Below are 19597 nucleotides of genomic sequence, written 5' to 3'. Positions count from 1 at the left end.
TTAACAGTTGAAACTCTACCGTTGTTTGGAGCTTTGAATAAAGACTCTTTAGTTCAATATGAGATTTAATATCTGGCGAAATAATCCTGACATGCTACATTGGGCTTAAAGCTCTAACAGAAACTTGGATAGTCAGATATGTCATACTGTTAGTTTATTGGAGGGAAATTAATGAAAAGCACCAGTAGTCCATTTAGCTATGGAAATGAAACTGAAGTTAATAATGAACAAGAATCACGGAAGTTTTACCAGTTCTATGTTGGAATTGATATAGGAGCGAGTTTCCATGTTGCTTCTTGTATAAGATATGAAGCTTTTTTAGACCCTAAAGGAGTAGCTTGGAAGCGCACTAAGACACTGAAGTTCAACTCTGATAGTGTGGGAATCGCAGAATTTTTAAGCGCCCTTAAACAAATAGAGGAACAGTTCAATTTAAATAAAGACGACTTCTTAATCCTCTTAGAACCAACGGGTGGACATTATTCTTATTTAGCCCAACAAGTGTTACTAATTGAAGGTTATGATTTGTTTCAAATAGAAAATAAAGCAGTTGGGGAATTCCGTAAAAGTTTAGGAATAAGCGAGAAATCAGATTCAATGGATGCAAAGGTAATGTCATATATGGGATGGCATAAGCAACTTCACCCCAATATGCAAGGTGTAACTTTTATACGACCACAAACAGTACTACAATCCTTATTTAGAACAGTTATGAGAGATCGTTGGTATCTCAATGTTCAACTTACTCGCAGAAAAAATCAAGTACAACAATTACTAAAAGTCACACACCCTGATTTAAACAAAGCTTTTAAAAAATTAAGTTCAATCTCAGTAATGAAATTGGTTCTACAATACCCTACCGGACTACATATGAAAGAAACTAGCGAAGATGAATTATACAATGCTATTTCAAAAGCTGGTGCTAAAAATGTTGCCAAAAAGGCTGCTAAAATTTTAGCGGAAGTGATGCCTAATACTGTCGCTGTGCCTGTTGAGCATCTTGTAGGACGCCAAAAGTGGGTTATTGAAGAAGCCTTACGGCTTGAAGAAAGTTTAAAACTGATAGATCAGGAAATTCATGATCTTCTATGGGGAGTACCCGATAAAGGAATTCAACCCCACCCATATACTGAAATTCTACTATCCCTCCCCTTCGTTAGTGAAAATATAGCTTGTACATTAATAGGCGTTATTGGTGATATTGAAAGATTCAATACATATAAAGAATTTAAGAAATACTTAGGGGTTTCGGCTGAAAATACACAATCTGGTACATCAGTAAAAGGGACTAAACAAACCAACAGCGGGGTTCGGGATGCTCGTCGAGTACTTTATCAGATTGCCTTAATAATATTGGCTAATGGTAAACCTCATCCTACCGTGTTTAAAGCCTATTATGACCGTAAGGTTGAAGAAGGAATGAGTAAGAAAAAAGCAATTGGTCATTTGTGTGGTAAATTGGCTAATTTAATTTATTCGCTTCTGAAAAATAACGGTAAATACGATCCAGTTGTCCATGCAGCTGCTTGCGGCATTAACTTGGCTGACTTAACTAAATCTAAAGAAGAAAAAGAACCTTTATTATTAAGCTAACGAAGCGGATTTGTTTAATAAAAAATTCAAAATGAGGATGGAATACTAAATGAAGAAACTTTGGATATCATTTTTAGTATTAGCAATAACCATCGGTGGTGTTTATTTCTTTATAAAATTTAATCCACCATTGGAAATTGGTACACTTGCATCAAGTGAAGATGATAAATTAGTTATTGTTAGTGTTGGTAATAAAGGCTTTAGTGAAATAAATATATTAGATATATCTGTGAATAACAGTGAAAAGCCTATGGAAACAAAGATACAAGTGAGTAATGCGTTGCAAGGTTTTACCTTAACGAATGATGATACCAGTGTGGAAGCGAAAAAATATGGTTTTACAGATATAGATAAGGTAGCCTTGAAAACAGGAACTTCACCATCTTCTAACTTTGAAAAATTAGATAATGGAGCTGCAACAAAAAATGATGAAATCTATGGAATTAGTGTAATTCACAACGAGGAAGTAAATAAGGTTCATATAAAATATAAATATCTTGGAATTCCATTTAATGATACTGTGATATTTAACTAACGAAGGTTTTCACATATCCTAAGTCTATTAAAACGCCAAAAATCCCTACTTTTATATTGAAAGCAGGGATTTTACTCTGTATCCAATTAAAAATTTTTAAATTAAAGCACTACACTACATTGAACAGAGTTAAACAACACTATTCATCTAAACTTACCGTTTGTTTAATTTGACTTCTTCACAATCTCATTATCTCCGTTTAGTCTTTTCATAATGAGTCTTCGCTTTTTTGCTTCTTTATACAAGTAATCGAGAAAAATATCATTATCTTTTGGAAATCTATACGAACAGCTTAATTCATTGTAGATAGATTGCTTTTCTTCTTCCAAAATAACTTGTTCTTCTAAGTTATTAAAAAACCATTCATGAAGATAATTTGATGAAAGACCTCGTTTTTTTCTAATTTCTAAATACTCACTATGGAAAATCATATACTCTACATTGTCCCAAAAGATTTCATCCGCAATAAATATTTTTGTAGTTTTATTCTTTAAACTAATTAATTTAGTTTTCACCTAACTTTTCCTCTCTTTATTATAATAACTATAAATTTAAACATTCTGCGCTTAAAAATTAGAGTAAGTTTCACCTCTACACATTATCGCTATATTTCTCTACTATTCTCTTTAAAATAAAAGACCAGAACGAACAAGTCCTGGTCCTACTTACATTTTATACGCTGTTAAATACCTAACCTTTAACACAATTTAATATATCCCCCGATAACATATAAGCGCCAGGCAAACCTTTTAAATATCTTAGATCCCCACTTCCAGACCAATCAATATCTTTCAAATTGGCTAACAAACTTGCTATTTTAGCTGAATCTGGTTGATTAGATTTAGGTAAATAATTTTCATTAATTATCTTGTTCCCAGCGATAGCCAATGCGTATAAACAAGTAATATGGGTTAATCTATATAATTTGTTGTCTTCCCATTCTTCAGGAAATAGTTGTTTAATTAAATTGAAATAAAATAGCGCTAAATTAAGTTTCTTTTCTTTAGATAGGTTCTCTAACTCTGAATTTTTAGTTAAATATTTTATAATGTTATATAAGTTTAGAAGAGTAATATTTTTCTCTTTAGTTCTTTTTCCAATTAAAGTACCCTTACTAAAGAATGGACTCTCTGGCTTAAGAATTAAATTAGTTGCAACCCAACTAATTTCATCACTATCTCTATTTAAATAACGACTTAATGAAGTACCTATCCCCTTCGCTTTTGTATTAATAACGTCAAACAATTTAATTTCTTCGTCTTCATCTAAATAGTGAAAAGCTAAAAATGGGACGTTTAATGTTGTATCTGTTTCTTTTATATATTCCTTTATTCCCCCTAGTCTATGTTGACCATCCATAAGCGTCGCTTTCTTCTTACAAATTAATCTTCCATAATTAGGACGATGATTATCATAGGCATGAAATTCCCAATTCCCAGCAGCATTTAGCAAGATAGGCGTATAAAGAGCATCTTCTCCTTGTGAAAGGTAATTTGCAAAGTCTTTACAACGTTTATTATCTATAGGACGTTGATATCCTTTTCCAGAAGAATCATTATAAAGTTTTGAATATGAAAAATTAACCGCTACCTGAGAGGATACAAAGCCTTGATAAGAAACACGACCCCTCATTTTGGATTGGATTACATTTTCTATTGCTATATTTGAAGGTAAACTATTACTCATAATAAATAGATCTCCTTATTAAAAATTTGATACTACGAAATTATAGTACTTATAAGTACAAAAATCAATAAAAGTTATATTATATGTATCTTTAACCCTTTTAAACCCTCACTTAGTCTTAAGATGAGGTGATTTTATGGATAGTTTAGTGAAGTTAGTTGGTATGAGGATTAAGGAAATAAGAAAATCAAAAAAAATGACGCAAGATGAACTTGCAGAGAAAAGTGGCCTTCAAACATCATATTTAGCCGGTGTAGAACGAGGAGACAGAAACATTACCTTACAAACGCTTGAAAAAATAATAGTAGGCCTAAATGAAGTACCTGCGAATATTTTTAGTTTTGAAAGTTTAGACATCAATGAAGGACACTTCGAGAAAAAAGAGTTGATTACGTTGCTACTTAATCTAATTCAAAATAAAAATGAGACAGAAATTCGTTTAATTTTAAATATTGCTACAGATGTTTTTAATACCTATAAAGGAAATTAACAAACAGCTAAAATCACAAGCTGTTTGTTTCGGACAAATACGATAAACCTCATATTTTGCCATCCAAATCTTCAAACGTAACATTGAATACAAATACATATATACGAATAATTATGTAAACGATGATAAAAATCAAACATATCTTTTTTATTTCACACAAATGCCCTTTGGTGGAAATTAATATAACAATGAGTTTTACTCACTCGGTTGAATTTCACCCAACTATTTTGGGAATATAAGACCTCTGTAAAGGGTATTGCCATATTTACGAACCCCATTCATATATCCATCTTGGCCAATTTCTCTAATTAGCTTAGGATTTTCTGCATTCTTCACATTATAAAAGGCTGCCTTTGTGATCGTCATTCCACTAACATAGTCATCCTTTTTCGTTTCGATATATTGATCTATAATGACAATCAGCATGTCGTTATGAATCATTAGCTGAGTTGGATAGCTATTTGCATCTAATGTGATTTTACTAGCGACCTTTAATTTAGGATTTGTTGCATCTGTTATAACAATCTGATTATCTAGGATTGTATAAATATATCGACCATCTGTTGCTACAATATCTCCTTCTTCAATATCTTCAACCTGGTTATTAGTTGAAGAATGGGAAGGACCAGCTTCCCCATCTGCACTTGCCTTATCGGACGCCTCGGAAAAAGTCTCTAACTCTCTACTTTCCTCGACCGCTAAGCTTCGATTTTTTGATTCTCTATTTAAAATTGTTTGGAAGTAGTCTTGTAAGTCTTGAACTGATGAAATCTTCTCTATTTCCTCGATAACCTTAAACTCGATTACTTGTTTTTTCGTATTAAAAGATTTCTTTTCAAATGCTGGTTCTTCAACATGGAGAATATATTGACCTGGCATTAAATTTTCAACTGTTAAAGATTGTTTAGCAGCATCTAATGTAAGTGTTGCATCCACGGGATTACCATCAGAATTTGTTACAAAAATCTCTCGATCCTTAATGCTACTCTCATCAATAGCTTTAGAAAAATGAACATGATAAGGCTGATTTAACATAACCGTTGATGCACTCATCACTTCAAGCTTGTGCCCAAAAAAGAATAAAACAAGACTAGTAATCATCGCAATTGCCACTACTAATATTCCACCTGCAAATATCCTTCGTTTCAAGTAATTGCCTCCTTTGATTCTTCTGTTTGATTGATTAGACCTTTATAATTTGATTTCGTTTCACCATTTGTTAAAAAATTCTAAAATAAATTCTTCTACAAATAAAAAACCCAAAAGCGAGGTTAACCGACTTTTGGGTAATCATTATAAATTTTCACCACTTCACTATCGTAGAACGGTGAGAGGTTTCTTTTATCATCACACCGCGCTTAGCCATTTCTTCAATATAATCCTTCCCTGGTACAACCAATTCAGGCGGGAAAACGCCTCGTTCTTGGATTACGCCACTTCCAACCATAACAGCCACCGCCGCGATGGTACACGCCGTAGCCCTTGCCATTGCAGTCATCGTTGTCTTTTGATCCCTTTTAATGTTCAATTCGTATTCATAGGTAACTTGCTCGCCCGATTTTTCACCTGAAACAATCACCCGTAATAATACGGCATCTTCCTTATCTCCTAAATCCAGCTTTTTCTTTAAGGCTTCTCGTACAACATCCCGAACCAATACTTGCTGGCCATCGACTTCTACGATATTTTCCTTACTTAGAAACCCTAATTCATTTAGAAGCTTGAACTGATCAGCATGCCCTTTATAACGAATTGTTTTATACTCTAACGTTTTGATATGCGGGAATGTATTAATAAGTGTTGAAGTTCCACCAGAAGTATAAAAGGCTTCCAATACACCATAGTTATCAAAATAGATTGGCTCAACGCCAGATAGAGACGGCACCTCTGTTAATTTCCCACCTTGGATTACCTTCGCAGGCTCTGTATAATGATCAAAAACTCCTTCTAGGGAGAATACCAATGTGTAGTTTAACGGTGGCTCCGGTTTAGTTGGAATTCCCCCAACAAATAGCTTTATGGATTCCACCGTATCTAATTTTGAAACGCCATAGCCAGCTAAAATGTTAATCATACCTGGCGCTACCCCTAAATCCGGTATTAAAGTGACATTCTTTGCTTTTGCTTCTTCAGTGAGCGTTAGCAAATACTCCGTTACTTCCCCAATATGTCCACCTAAATCAACGGAGTGAACACCTACTTCAATAGCTGTTTTAGCTACCGCTTTATTAAATTCATAAAAGAGTGCATTAACGCAAACGTCTCCTTTAGACATGACCGATCTTAGGTCGTCTTCATTTCTTGCGTTAAGTGCAACTACTTCAATTTTTTCTGTTTGAAGGGAGTCTACAAATTTTTGAGCAACAGCCGTATCTATATCTGCTAAATATATTTTCTCTACCTTTTCACTAGAATTTAAATCTCGTGCAACCTCTTTCCCCATCAAGCCGGCGCCTAAAACTACAACTTTCATAACACACATCCCCTTTTCGTCGTTTAGTTTTCCGTATCAATTTGCGCTCTTTGAAGCTTTCCACTGTAGTCAATGTAAATGCTTTTCCATTCTGTATAAACGTCCAAAGCTGCTTGACCTGAATCACGGTGTCCATTTCCAGTACCTTTTGTCCCCCCAAAAGGCAAATGAATTTCCGCTCCTGTCGTTCCTGCGTTAACATATACAATGCCCGTATCTAGATCTCTTTGGGCTTTAAATATTTTATTAACATCCTGTGAGAAGATAGAACTCGACAAACCAAATTTCACACTGTTATTTACTTCGATGGCTTCTTCTAAACTAGTAACCTCAATAATACTTAGTACTGGACCAAATATTTCTTCCTGTGCGATGACCATATCATTTTGGACATCTGTAAAGACTGTTGGCTCATAATAGTAGCCTCTGTCAAATGGTGGTGCTGTTAGCGCTTTACCGCCAACCAATAATTTAGCACCTTCTTGCTTTCCAATTTGAACATAATGATTGATTTTCTCTAATGCAGCACCGTTAATAACAGGACCAATTTTATTATTCTCATCAAGGCCATCTCCAATTGTTAGCCTGCTAATATGCTCAACAAGCATTTGTTCTAGCTCATTTTTCACATCTTTATGCACAATCACACGGCTACAGGCAGTGCAACGTTGTCCTGCTGTACCAAAAGCACTCCAAATAATGCCCTCTGCAGCTAATTGTAAATCAGCATCCTCCATTACAATGACTGCATTTTTACCGCCCATTTCAAGAGACACCTTTTTTAAATGCCTACCGCCTAATTCAGCTATTTTACTTCCCGTTTCAGTAGATCCAGTAAAGGAGATTACTTTTACATCAGGATGTTCGATTATCTCTGTACCTACAGTAGAGCCTGCACCAAAAACAACATTTGCTACACCAGATGGTAAGCCTACTTCTTGAAAAATTTTAGCCATTTCGTAGGCCATCATCGGTGTTTCTGTTGCCGGCTTCCAAACAAATGTATTTCCTGCAACCAGGGCAGGGAAGGACTTCCATGTAGCAATAGCAATCGGGAAATTCCAAGGCGTAATGAGCCCCACTACTCCAATCGGCGCTCGAACGCTCATAGCAAATTTGTCAGCAAGCTCTGAAGGGGTTGTTTCACCAAATAGGCGTCTACCCTCACCAGCCATATAAAATGCCATATCTATGCCTTCTTGAACCTCACCTCTTGCTTCCTCAATTACCTTTCCCATTTCTTTTGTTAGAATTTGAGCAAGGTATTCCTTCTTTTCTTTTAATCTATGTCCAATCTCATATAAAAAGTCAGCGCGTTTAGGTGCTGGTGTTAGTGCCCAAGACTTTTGAGCTTTTCTTGCAGCTGCAACAGCTTCTGCAACTTGAGACTTTGTTGATAGTGGAACAATTGCAAGCTGTTCACCATTTGCTGGATTCACAACAGGAATAGTTTGAAGTTCTTCATTAGACATCCATTTACCGCCGATAAAATTTTGAAGTTCCATATACATCCTCCTCATTTTTACGTTCGAGTTATCATATAGAATCGCTCTATGTTCTCTATCCTTTCAAAACCCTCTTTATAGTTTATTAATACAAAGTTAAATTTATTAGATGAAACTTTTAAAGAGGGAAAACGTAACCTTTAATGGTATATATTTATTAATGACTTTAGGAGGTTATGAATAATGAACAATCATGAAATAGATTTCAAACTGTATGGGGACGATATGCAATTTGTAGAAGTTGAGTTAGATCCAAACGAAACGGCAGTGGCGGAAGCAGGAAGCTTAATGATGATGGATGAAGCCATTAAAATGGAAACTATTTTCGGTGACGGTTCTAAAGGCAACGGCGGTATTATGGGTAGATTAATGGGTGCCGGGAAACGTATGCTTACTGGCGAAAGTTTATTTATGACTACCTTCACCAATGTTGGTCAGGGTAAAAAACATGTTTATTTTGCATCTCCATATCCAGGAAAAATCATCCCAATGGACTTAAGTGTTTATAATGGGAAAATCATATGTCAAAAGGATGCGTTTTTAGCTGCGGCAAAGGGTGTGTCAGTCGGCATTGAATTCCAACGTAAGCTTGGGGTTGGTTTCTTCGGTGGTGAAGGCTTCATTATGCAAAAGCTTGAAGGTGATGGTATGGCCTTTATTCATGCTGGTGGTGCTATCAAAAGAATTGGTCTACAGCCAGGGCAAAAAATCCTTGTAGATACAGGCTGTCTGGTGGCTATGACTTCTGATGTCCAATATAATATTGAACCTGTTAGCGGCGTTAAAACTGCCCTGTTTGGTGGGGAAGGAATCTTCCTTGCTTCTTTAAAGGGTCCGGGAACTGTTTGGGTGCAATCTCTACCATTTAGCCGATTAGCGAGTAAAGTATTTGCTGCTGCTCCTGTTAGCCAAGGTGGAGGCGGCCAAAATGCTGGTGAAGGCGGTATTGGTGGCTTGTTTAATCTCTTCAATAAATAATATTAATATAAGGTTGAGAGTCTCTTTAAAAGAGACTCTCCATTTTAAAATTGGCTAATCGTGTCCTTTAAGGTTGTGGAGGCAAGCTCAAGCTGATGGACTGAATCACCTATATGCTCAACAATGTTTGATAATTCTCCGACCTGCTTTCCGACATTTTCAAAATCTAAAATCGTTGCATCAACAGAGGCAGAGATTTTTTCAAAGGATTGCAGGGATTTATCGTTTTGCAAAATCCCATCCTCTACTAGATTTTGAATTTGATGAATGGACTCAATAACTTGAGTGGTAGCAACACTCGACATTCCAATTAATGTAGCAATTTTCTCAACGGATTGCTTCGTTTGGTCAGCTAGCTTTCGTACTTCATCTGCAACAACAGCAAAGCCCTTCCCATGCTCACCTGCGCGTGCCGCTTCAATAGCAGAGTTTAAAGCTAATAGATTCGTTTGACCTGCTATATTTTTTACAATCTCAACAACTGCCTGAATTTCTGAGGAAGAATGATTTAAGTCCTCAACCAATTTAGTCATTACTATTGTATTTTTATTAATTTCCTTCGTTTGCTTACTTAAATGCTGTAGCTGTTTATAGCCTTCCCCTGACGCTTCCTTCGTCCCTTGTGCATCCTGAATACTATTTTGCAATACTTCTATTACCTTTTTTGTATTGGCAACTAAGTCTGAAACTGTCGTATTTGTTAATATCGATTGATCTTCAAGTGTAACAGAAATGCTCCCAATTACTTCCTTCACCTGTGCTTTAACATTTTGTTGCTGGTCCATCAATGCATTTGAAGCTACTCGATCATACTCATCCAAAACAATTTGCTGCTCAAAGCTAAAAATCTTTCTTACTGCTTGAATCGCTTTTCGTGCCTCTATGTAATCTAAATTTAAAGCGAAGATAATTTCTTGAATTTTAGCCTCTAAATTATAAAAGGATGCTAAATACCATTTTGTTTTTAACCCTATTAACACATGCATATTTGCAACCTTTCTTCTTACCTCAATGAAATGATCATCGATACGACCATCAAACATTTCAATCATATGGTGTTTTAATGTTTGGTGAAGTCTACCAGATGTATCATAGGTTGCTATCAAACTCTCGAATTCTCCCCCCGTTCCAATTACATCATAAAAGATTTCTACAATTTCTTTAATTTCTAATTCGACATAGGGCTTTATAAATCGAATAATATGTAAATCTTCTTCCGTAAGTCCAATAATTTTTAGCTGAAGTAAAAGATCTGCGTCTCCAATAAAAATTCCTACATTTGGGTAATTTTCTTTGTATATTGAATTTTTGACCTCTTTTTTCTTTAAAGCGAACAAATGGTTCACCCCTCAATCATTATTTGATATTAAAATTCACTCAATAGAAACGATGTATCAAATGTAATAAAAAGGAACTATTCTAATATTTTTAATATAAGGTCTCTTTTAAAAACATTCAATATTTTTATGACACTTATCAAAAACTTAATATTTCAGCTGTTGAAAGACAAAAATTTGTTGTGACTTTTCTCACACTCCCAACTCATCGATAAGCCTTTCAAAAATTAAAAAAGGAACTCCTTTTCACTAGGAAGTTCCCTTTAACATGTTAAATACTCAAATCATATTCAAGCTTTATTTAACACTTAGATATAAACCCCTTCACACGTTCCAGCTGCCGGTTCATAATAGCAGTGATTTTTAAATTGTCCTGCAAACGGCTGATCATACCAAGTTGGAGGGCACGGTGCATACGGATTAAAATACCAAAGAGCGTATTTGCCCGGATGTTCTCTCCAATAATCCAACACCTGTTTTGCTAACCTTTGTTCGTTTGCTCGCGCAGGATTATAAAATAGATTCCCCTTCTGAACTGCTTCAAAGGAATAGTTGCCTCCCTGTACATGATAAATAACGTCCTCAATCGATCGTAAATCCCTAAAGTCCAAGCAATTCGACACAAGTCGATTCACAATTACATTCCCAACGTAAAGCATTCCTTGATTGCCTTCACCTTCTGCTTCCGCTCTCATCATTCTTGCGATTAAGTCAATATCAGCATCACGGTATTTTACTCTCGCCATTTTCTCACCCCAAATCTATAGTATGAAGAAAAGTGTAAGATGATGTCATAATTTGAGAGATGTCTCCCCTTTATCGAAAAATCGATTGAAATCTGAGTGATATATAGCATTTCCTAACAAAATAAAAACGCCTCAAAAGATTAAACTTTTGAGACGTTGGTCTTTTAAAGATATAAAACTACGATTAGAACAATAGCTAAAACAATTCGATAAATTGCAAATGGTACTAGCTTTACTTTTGAAATCAGTTTTAAGAAGAACTTAATGGAAATCAAAGCAAATACAAATGCACTGACAAAACCTATGATATAAAACCCTAAATGATTAGGCTCTAAGTCACTCCAATTTTTGATTAATGACAAGCCACTAGCCCCTGCCATGATTGGAACCGCCATGATAAAGGTAAAGTCAGCAGCCGTTTTATGGTCAAGCCCTAAGATTACCCCACCAGAAATTGTGGCACCCGAACGAGAGAAGCCAGGCCATAAAGATAAGCATTGAATTAACCCTACTTTAAACGCCTTACCATATGAAAGGTCGTCTAAGGATGTAATCGTTGTTTTTCTTTGCCCACTTACTCGATCGGCAATAATCATCCAAATCGCCCCGATGATTAAACCAATAATTACTGTATTGGTAGAGAAAAGATTTTCATCGATAAAATCTTCAAATAATACGCCGAAAACTCCTGCAGGAATAATCCCTACAAATACATGTCCTAAATTAAATTTACGAGAGGCTGTTTGTCCCTCAATTTTATACAAACCTACTAAGCTAAGCATTCGCTTCCACATAACAACCACAACAGCTAAAATTGACCCCAGCTGAATCACAATTTTAAATGTATTCGCTGATCCGCTGCCTAAAAAGTCCTTTGTGTTCAGCCATAAATCATCGACGATAATCATATGCCCTGTTGATGAAACCGGAGCAAATTCCGTCATCCCCTCAACAAAACCAAGGATTATCGCCTTAATCAAATCGAAAAATTCCATAAGTTCTTTTTGTCTCCTCACATTTTTTTACTTATTACCAATAACAATTAAATCACTTCTAAATAAAGTCCTAATTTACAATACATGAAGCATTTTTTATTGTCTATACGTCTCGAGCTGTATTCGGGACTAATTCCCTTTAAATTTAATATCCACTATCCATAGCTCCGAACGACTGCCGATACGCATCGGCGGTCCCCAAAAACCAAATCCAGAGGAAACAAGTGCATGCATGTCCCCTTTTTTCATATGACCATAATCCAACTCAAAGATTCGATCAGTGATAAAATTATTCGGCCAAAGCTGCCCTAGATGCGTATGACCTGACATATGCAGATCCACTCCAGCATCCTGAGGCTCATGTAAGTCATTTGGCGTATGGTTCATGACAATCCAAGGCATCTCAACATTTTCTGGCTTTAATTCTTGAATTGCTTTTCTCTCATGATTTGTAACATCTTCCTGGCCTGTTAAATAAAAACGATTTCCAACTAAAATAGTTTCATCCATTAAAATTTGAACATTCGATTCCTTCATTTCTTCTATAAATTCCGGAATTTTTCCTCCATAGTATTCATGGTTTCCAAGTACTCCATAAACACCATATGTTGCATTTAACTGCTTCATCACTTCGTTCATGCCCTCATCTACAAACCAAACAGGGTCATCATCCACAATATCCCCTACTAATAAAACAGCATCAGGATTCGCTTCGTTTGATAGCTTAACAAATTTCTGTAGGTGATTCTTATGAGAAAGAACCCCTAGATGAAAATCAGAAGCCACTACAAGTCTCATTGGTTCACCAGACTTATCTACGGAAATCTCTAAATTCCGAACCACCGGCGAATACGCATTATATGTACCCCAGGCAAATAGAACAACTAAAAGACCTACAACAACAGACCCGACAACCGCAACATTTTTGTACGGTGTAAACGTAATAAAGAGGTTCGCAATGATACATAATATGAGCCCGTACTCAAAAAAGAACATCCAATAATTACCGACAATCGACATAGGGCTAAGAAAAGGATGCACTCGCCCAATCAGAAAACCAAAAGCAATTACAAAGAAAATAATCCAATAAATAATCGGCCAACGAAATACATGAATAGCCTCAAGCCACTTTTTCAAATTCATCCCTAAATAAGCCGTAATCGTACTATATAAAATGAGCGCAAACGTTATGCCCAATATCCTTCCCATCTGTATAATCCTCCCAAAATTTTAATATTTAAAAGTATACCATGTCGGGATAAGATGTATCATATTTGGAGTTCTCGGGATGGTGAGGGGGTAGAGGGGGGAACTGTAGGCGTGATTGCTACCTTTTGTTTGTGGATGCTTTTCACTTCGGTGCAGTTCGGGTGGGATTGCTACCTTTCGTTAGTGGATTCGTTTCCTTTCGTCTTAATACCGGCGCGTTTGCTACCTTTCATTAGTGGATTCGTTTCCTTTCGTCGCAATTCTGGCCGGTTTGCTCCCTTTCGTTAGTGGATTCGTCTCCTATCGTCTTAATTCTGGCCGGTTTGCTCCCTTTCATTAGTGGATTCGTCTCCTATCGTCTTAATACTGGCCGGTTTGCTCCCTTTCATTAGTGGATTCGTTTCCTTTCGTCTTAATACTGGCACGTTTGCTACCTTTCATTAGTGGATTCGTTTCCTTTCGTCTTAATACTGGCGCGTTTGCTACCTTCCATTAGTGGATTCGTTTCCTTTCGTCTTAATACTGGCGCGTTTGCTACCTTCTAATAGTAGATTTGCTTCATATCGTCGCAATACTGACCGGTTTGCTCCCTTTCATTAGTGGATTCGTTTCCTTTCGTCTTAATACCGGCGCGTTTGCTACCTTTCATTAGTGGATTTGCTTCATATCGTCTCAATCCCAGCTTTATCACTTCTTTACAAGCCCCTCGTAACACGCTTCACACTGACTTCCTTTGTCGCTGCCAAACTATCACAAAAAAGGAGAAAAACATGGATTGTTTTTCTCCTCTCTATTATCTTTTGCAAGGTTATTTAATATTCGGCTGGTACTGATACTGTAACTTTAAACAAATCGCCATCCACATCTATGCTTAGTCGTCCGTTGTGTAAATCAGCTATGGATTGTGCAATGGCTAAACCTAAGCCGGAGCCATCTGTGTGGCGAGACGCATCGGCACGTTTAAAGCGTTCCGTTAGTTCATCTACATTTTCATCCAACTCATATTTTGAGATATTTTTCACTGTGAATTCTGCTGATGAACCACTTTGCTTCAATGTAATGTAAATTCTTGTCCCCTCTAATGAGTACTTTAATGCATTTACAATCAGGTTATCGATTACACGCCACATTTTTTGCCCATCAACATAGGCAAATAGAGGTTGTTCTGGCATCAAAACGCGCAAATCAAAATTAGACTTTGCGAACTCTTCCTCATGTTCACCAATTGATTGCTTTAAAAGCTGAGTTAAATCCAATCGTTGCTTCGTTATCTCAATATTGCCGCTCGCCATTTTGGAAACTTCGAATAAATCCTCTATTAACGTTTTCAAGCGCGCTGATTTTTTATCTAACACGTCGATGTATTGTTTACGTTCTTCTTCTGTCAAATTAGGATTTTTCAACAGGTCGGTATACGTAATAATTGATGTTAATGGCGTTCTTAAATCATGACTAACATTGGTAATGAGCTCTGTTTTCATACGCTCACTTTTCGCCTGCTCAGTCATCGAGTTTCTAACACCTTCACGTAAATCATTTAAATTGGCTGCATGCTTGGCAAAAACTGATTTTCCCTTAACTTTAATTTCAGTAGTTAAACGCCCTGCTGCCATTTCCTCCGTCTGTTTCATAATACGGTTAAGGTAGCCCATTCGACGAAGGAATACTAAAGTGGCAGGTAATGCAATAAAGAATAATAATAGGATATAAATTACTACTAATTCTCCTCCACCTACGCCTGCTCCAACAAATCCTACACCACTTAGGAACGCAACAATCATAATTCCGACTGCCTGCATCCCTATAGAACGATTTAAAAATAAATCCCTCATCCCATCAGCTAAACGATACAGCATCGCTTGTTTAACCTGTTTTTTCATTTTTTCTTCTGTATTAGCAGAATTCCAAGTCCAAATTGATCCCATAATTACTACGAATAGTGATAAGAAGGAAACTAATAAAAATACTAGAAAATCAAATGAAATCGATAGTGTATCAGCTGAGTAATAAAATAAATTTCTAATTGTATATCCAAGACTATCTAGTGCAGCAAATAAAACAGTAATCGCTACAATCATTAATACTACTTGAACATCTATAGGAGCTCTTAAGTAAATATTTTGTAGATTGTCATATTCCCCTTTAAATATGTCTCTTGAAGGTCTCGCAAATGTAAACAACCCAACAATTGCTAACACCCCTGTAATCCACACTATATAGAAAATAATTTGTGCAACTTTATAGGACTCATATTCATTCGCAAAGTTTGTATTTTTCAACATCGATTTTGTAATATAGATTGTTCCTATAAACTTCCCAGTTCCTACATCTATTTGAATTTCATCATTCATATAGTTATTACCGAAATTATTAATATGGAACGTATTATTTACGCTTAATGCTGAAATTGAATTAAATTCTTCTTGGTACAAATTTGAACTTTGTTGTGAGCCAGATTCAAAAATTTCACCTGTGTCTATATTTTCAAATCGATAACCAAAATAACTATATTCATTTATAAAATCTTGACGCTCTCTTTTTTGTTCAGCTGCATATTTATTCACAGCTTCTTCTTTTAATTTTCTAATTTTTTCTTCAACATATTCATTACTTTCAAAATTCTTTTTTATATCTGCAATTTTAGTATCCCGCTCAGCAACAAGTACCTCTTTAAGTTCAGTGTCCTTTGCCTCTTCTGCCTGAGTTATTTGATCAATATATTGATAACGAATATTCTCGATTTGTTCCGTTAATGAACCGTAATAATTACGATAATTTTCAATTTCTTCTACCGATACATTTAGCTGCCCTTTAGCTTTGTCGGCATCAAATGGAACTAACACGTAATCCTCTAATTTCTCGATAAAGGCATCTTTAGTACTCTGAAATTCACCCGCTTCAAAATACGATTTAAATAGATAATTATGCGAATGATTGATAAATGTTACGACTGCTAACGCTGACCACGTTATAAGAAAAAGTATGAGGAGTAATTTGCTTTTTGCTTTCATAACCTTTTGTTCCTCCTCTAAAATAATTTCACAAGCATTTTTACCGTTTCATCGATATGTTCATCTATAAACTGCCACGTCTTTGTGATGATAAAGAACATACCGACGACACTTGCGATAAGACTTAGCACCGTTAGGCTTGTCTCAATTTTGCTTTTCAATTTTGTATCCAATGCCCCACACAACCTTTAAGTATCTTGGATTTTTTGGGTCTGTCTCGATTTTTTCACGGATTTTCCTGATGTGTACGGCCACGACGTTTTCCGCATTATAAGCCTCTTCCTTCCACACAAGCTCATAAATTTCGTTAATCGAAAAAACACGCCCTGCATTTCTTAATAACAGCTCGGTAATCTTGTACTCAATCGGTGTTAGCTTCACCAATTCACCATCTAAGCGTACCTCTTTCGCATCCATATCAATTGCTAATCCATTTACCTCAATTTTAGAGCTTTGCTTTGTGTTACCGTTAAACGTTCCCAATTGAACGTAACGTCTAAGTTGCGACTTAACACGAGCAAGTAACTCTAAAGGGTGAAATGGCTTCGTAATGTAATCGTCTGCTCCTACAGAAAGCCCATGGATTTTGTCTGTCTCTTCGGCCTTCGCACTTAACATGATGATGGGAATATTGCGATCTGTGCGAATTTTAAATGTAGCTGTAATTCCATCCATATTTGGCATCATAATATCCAGGATGATTAAATGGACTTCATTATCTTCTAGTAGCTTTAAGGCTTCAGCTCCATCTGCAGCTTTTAATACGTTATAGCCTTCATTTTTTAAATAAATTTCGATCCCATCACGAATGTCTTTGTCATCATCTGTGACGAGCACTGTTAACTTCTCCACTGCCCTCACCTCATCTTTTTCTTATGTTTCTATCATAAAGTTTGAATCTTAATTTATAGTCGCTATAATTCTGAAGAAATTCTTAAGATTATGTTATATTTATGTGTATTTCTAATTAACAAACCCTTATAAACATTAGGTTTTTTAACTATACATTTAATTTTACATTATTTTCAATACGATACTAGTATTTATTCAAGGTGGGTGAGCTGGGGTTCGTGAATTTTTTAGTTGGGGTTCTGTGGGGTACGGTTATTTGGTCCCTTCATCACTAACTATTTTAATAAAATATAATGCATTTCCAATCGATTTCCATTATAGTAAGATTGAAGGGAGACGATTTACTTATGAAAAAACCATTTTATAAACGTTGGTGGTTCATTGTACTTGCTATCATCGTAATTTTAGGAGCTATCGGCTCAATGAGTGATGATACAGAACAAGTAGATACCGATACTACGACACCTACTAACGAACAAGCTACAGAAAAAGAGACTGAAAAGCCGAAAGAAGAGACTGCTCAAGAAGCTAAAGAAGAAGTTAATGAAGAAACAGTTGGAAAAGGTACACCTTTAGAGGTTGGAGATGTTACATTTACTTTAAATGACGCACAATTAGCAGATCAAGTAGGCCCGTCTGTTTTACCAACAACTGCAAGCGGAAAATACTTAGTGTTAGACGTAACTCTTAAAAATAACGGAAATGAAGCAATTACTGTTGATTCAAGTTTCTTTAAATTAACAAGAGGTGAGAAGACTTATGAATCGGATTCTGCCGCAAGTATGTCTGCTAACCAAGGTGAAGATGGAACAATTCAAAATAGTTTCTTCCTACAAGAAGTAAATCCTGATATGGAAATAACAGGTAAAGTTGTATTTGATGTTGCACCAGATGTAGCTGAAGCTACAGACTTACAATTACAAGTACAAACAGGTTTCTGGGGAACTGAAACTGGAACGATTAATTTAAAATAATTTTAAAAAAGTCACTCATTAGAGTGGCTTTTTATTTACTCCCTTTACAAAAGCGAACATATATTCTATATTTAATAAGAACGTATATTCGTATTTATAAATTGAAAGGAGATCCTATAATGACTATTAATGCCGTTCCTAAACCAAAAGCATTTAAAAAAACTAAAGAACCAAAACATCTTCCACGTGATGAATTTGAAATAGAAGAACTTGCATATGCATTAAAAGAGGCTCAAGAATACAATCAAATGAAATTGTTCACTATTTATAAACAAGAGACCCCTTTAAAAGGTACTATTACTAAAATGGATGGTAATACAAAATTGATTCATATTAAGGATCAAAAGCATGATATTCATAAAATACACATTTTAGATATACTATCAATTTCAGAAGTTGAATAGGTAGATGATTATGAAAGTCTATCTATGGGGGCATAAAGATGGTATCTATTTAATTAATGAAGACTTTACTATGGCAGCTAAACCCTATTTCATTACTCATCCCCAAAGAACATTGCTATTAAAAGAAAGAATTGAACCAGGTATGGATAATATAAAATTATTATCCACCATCACGGATGAGGATTTGCAGTTACTAGTTAAAGATTCTGTTATTCGTTGGAAAACAATTATCCCTTTATTAAATGGATTTAAAGAAAATTTTATAGCGATTGCAGATATTTTAAAACCGGGAGCTTAATTGCTACCCGGTTACTTTCGTTTTATTGTACTGCTGTACCAATCGTTCTTAAAATATCATTGAATAGAGGTAACATCTGCACCAGTACATATCCAATGCCTGCATTCATTATCATGGTTAACGCTTTTTCTTTCATTCCGAACATCATAATGAAAAATCCGATTGCCATTACTAATGAAGCTACTGGAAAGCTTATACCTACGATTATTTGAATAAACGGGTCAAATATTGTAGCTAAGGTTTCTAAAGTTTTATCAGCAATGTAACCCGTAGGCACTAGTTGTGGAGGTTGAGCTTGAATTGCCCATTCCCCAGTAGTAGCACTCGCACTCTTCAAGCTGTTAAATAGGGTATTTAACGTAATTACACTCGTACCTATCATCAATGGAGCAATGTTACTAGGTGATTTTAGTTCTTTCACAGACCTACTGCCGTAATATTCCATTACCTCTGCATTTGAATAATCCCTTGCAGCAACAACCTCAATTTTGTTTCTTTTAAACATTTAAGT

20 protein-coding genes are annotated in these 19597 nt (G+C 35.6%); 7 read left to right on the top strand and 13 right to left on the bottom strand.

The genetic code is table 11. From position 1 onward, the window contains the following. The first annotated feature begins 171 nt into the window (after positions 1-171). Together LG296_RS01895 and LG296_RS01890 are read left to right on the top strand one after the other, a co-directional pair. The gene (locus tag LG296_RS01895; protein ID WP_036180360.1) at positions 172-1593 is read left to right on the top strand and encodes an IS110 family transposase; all 1422 of its coding nucleotides are present in this window, start codon (positions 172-174) and stop codon (positions 1591-1593) included. A 49-nt stretch (positions 1594-1642) separates the two neighbouring features. Then, positions 1643-2128, top strand: a complete 486-nt coding sequence (locus tag LG296_RS01890; RefSeq protein WP_084078063.1) for a hypothetical protein — start codon at positions 1643-1645, stop codon at positions 2126-2128. Positions 2129-2292: 164 nt separating this feature from the next. Here LG296_RS01890 and LG296_RS01885 read toward each other — a convergent pair whose 3' ends face one another. Both LG296_RS01885 and LG296_RS01880 read right to left on the bottom strand, forming a co-directional pair. Further along, a complete protein-coding gene (locus tag LG296_RS01885) occupies positions 2293-2643 on the bottom strand; it encodes a hypothetical protein (RefSeq protein ID WP_107936898.1) in 351 nt (116 codons plus the stop codon). A 175-nt stretch (positions 2644-2818) separates the two neighbouring features. After that, positions 2819-3814 carry a DGQHR domain-containing protein gene (locus tag LG296_RS01880; protein WP_036178749.1) on the bottom strand — a complete coding sequence of 332 codons (996 nt, stop codon included), beginning with the start codon at positions 3812-3814 and terminating at the stop codon, positions 2819-2821. A 136-nt stretch (positions 3815-3950) separates the two neighbouring features. Between LG296_RS01880 and LG296_RS01875 the strand changes: the two genes are divergently transcribed. Then, positions 3951-4304 carry a helix-turn-helix domain-containing protein gene (locus LG296_RS01875; protein WP_036178752.1) on the top strand — a complete coding sequence of 118 codons (354 nt, stop codon included), beginning with the start codon at positions 3951-3953 and terminating at the stop codon, positions 4302-4304. Positions 4305-4526: 222 nt separating this feature from the next. On the opposite strand, the gene LG296_RS01870 is transcribed toward LG296_RS01875, so the two are convergent. The 3 genes from LG296_RS01870 to LG296_RS01860 all read right to left on the bottom strand — a co-directional run bounded on the left by LG296_RS01870 (position 4527) and on the right by LG296_RS01860 (position 8282). Next, positions 4527-5453, bottom strand: a complete 927-nt coding sequence (locus tag LG296_RS01870) for a beta-propeller domain-containing protein (RefSeq protein ID WP_251401957.1) — start codon at positions 5451-5453, stop codon at positions 4527-4529. 154 nt (positions 5454-5607) lie between these two features. After that, positions 5608-6777 carry a saccharopine dehydrogenase family protein gene (locus tag LG296_RS01865; protein ID WP_107936902.1) on the bottom strand — a complete coding sequence of 390 codons (1170 nt, stop codon included), beginning with the start codon at positions 6775-6777 and terminating at the stop codon, positions 5608-5610. A 23-nt stretch (positions 6778-6800) separates the two neighbouring features. Beyond that, the gene (locus tag LG296_RS01860) at positions 6801-8282 is read right to left on the bottom strand and encodes an aldehyde dehydrogenase family protein (RefSeq protein WP_107936904.1); all 1482 of its coding nucleotides are present in this window, start codon (positions 8280-8282) and stop codon (positions 6801-6803) included. A 183-nt stretch (positions 8283-8465) separates the two neighbouring features. Between LG296_RS01860 and LG296_RS01855 the strand changes: the two genes are divergently transcribed. Beyond that, the gene (locus LG296_RS01855) at positions 8466-9260 is read left to right on the top strand and encodes a TIGR00266 family protein (protein WP_107936906.1); all 795 of its coding nucleotides are present in this window, start codon (positions 8466-8468) and stop codon (positions 9258-9260) included. A 44-nt stretch (positions 9261-9304) separates the two neighbouring features. Here the strand turns inward: LG296_RS01855 and LG296_RS01850 are convergent, their stop codons facing one another. The 7 genes from LG296_RS01850 to LG296_RS01820 all read right to left on the bottom strand — a co-directional run bounded on the left by LG296_RS01850 (position 9305) and on the right by LG296_RS01820 (position 17410). Further along, positions 9305-10606, bottom strand: a complete 1302-nt coding sequence (locus tag LG296_RS01850) for a globin-coupled sensor protein (RefSeq protein ID WP_235867686.1) — start codon at positions 10604-10606, stop codon at positions 9305-9307. A gap of 299 nt (positions 10607-10905) precedes the next feature. Continuing rightward, positions 10906-11343 carry a cell wall hydrolase gene (locus tag LG296_RS01845; RefSeq protein WP_107936910.1) on the bottom strand — a complete coding sequence of 146 codons (438 nt, stop codon included), beginning with the start codon at positions 11341-11343 and terminating at the stop codon, positions 10906-10908. A gap of 164 nt (positions 11344-11507) precedes the next feature. Further along, complete coding sequence (locus LG296_RS01840) at positions 11508-12338, bottom strand: undecaprenyl-diphosphate phosphatase (RefSeq protein WP_107936911.1); 831 nt, start codon at positions 12336-12338, stop codon at positions 11508-11510. A gap of 129 nt (positions 12339-12467) precedes the next feature. Next, the gene (locus LG296_RS01835) at positions 12468-13547 is read right to left on the bottom strand and encodes a metallophosphoesterase (protein WP_107936912.1); all 1080 of its coding nucleotides are present in this window, start codon (positions 13545-13547) and stop codon (positions 12468-12470) included. Between the two features lie 812 nt (positions 13548-14359). After that, positions 14360-16558, bottom strand: a complete 2199-nt coding sequence (locus LG296_RS01830; RefSeq protein ID WP_107936913.1) for a HAMP domain-containing sensor histidine kinase — start codon at positions 16556-16558, stop codon at positions 14360-14362. A 17-nt stretch (positions 16559-16575) separates the two neighbouring features. Next, complete coding sequence (locus LG296_RS01825) at positions 16576-16719, bottom strand: hypothetical protein (protein ID WP_181418096.1); 144 nt, start codon at positions 16717-16719, stop codon at positions 16576-16578. Further along, the gene (locus LG296_RS01820; protein WP_107936917.1) at positions 16703-17410 is read right to left on the bottom strand and encodes a response regulator transcription factor; all 708 of its coding nucleotides are present in this window, start codon (positions 17408-17410) and stop codon (positions 16703-16705) included. Before LG296_RS01820 ends, LG296_RS01825 begins: the two co-directional genes overlap by 17 nt. A 347-nt stretch (positions 17411-17757) precedes the next feature. Here LG296_RS01820 and LG296_RS01815 point away from each other — a divergent pair, with 347 nt between their 5' ends. The 3 genes from LG296_RS01815 to LG296_RS01805 all read left to right on the top strand — a co-directional run bounded on the left by LG296_RS01815 (position 17758) and on the right by LG296_RS01805 (position 19086). Further along, positions 17758-18384, top strand: a complete 627-nt coding sequence (locus LG296_RS01815) for a DUF4352 domain-containing protein (protein WP_404427333.1) — start codon at positions 17758-17760, stop codon at positions 18382-18384. A 119-nt stretch (positions 18385-18503) separates the two neighbouring features. Beyond that, positions 18504-18788, top strand: coding sequence for a YolD-like family protein (locus LG296_RS01810; RefSeq protein ID WP_404427332.1), 285 nt, complete (start codon positions 18504-18506; stop codon positions 18786-18788). A gap of 10 nt (positions 18789-18798) precedes the next feature. Further along, entirely contained in the window at positions 18799-19086 is a 288-nt protein-coding gene (locus tag LG296_RS01805) for a hypothetical protein (RefSeq protein ID WP_404427331.1), read from the top strand. A 22-nt stretch (positions 19087-19108) separates the two neighbouring features. On the opposite strand, the gene LG296_RS01800 is transcribed toward LG296_RS01805, so the two are convergent. Continuing rightward, complete coding sequence (locus LG296_RS01800) at positions 19109-19591, bottom strand: hypothetical protein (RefSeq protein ID WP_404427330.1); 483 nt, start codon at positions 19589-19591, stop codon at positions 19109-19111. Positions 19592-19597: the final 6 nt, after the last annotated feature.

The organism is Ureibacillus chungkukjangi, from assembly GCF_044795995.1.
Taxonomy (GTDB): domain Bacteria; phylum Bacillota; class Bacilli; order Bacillales_A; family Planococcaceae; genus Ureibacillus; species Ureibacillus chungkukjangi.
This window is presented reverse-complemented; position numbering and strand designations above follow the sequence as displayed.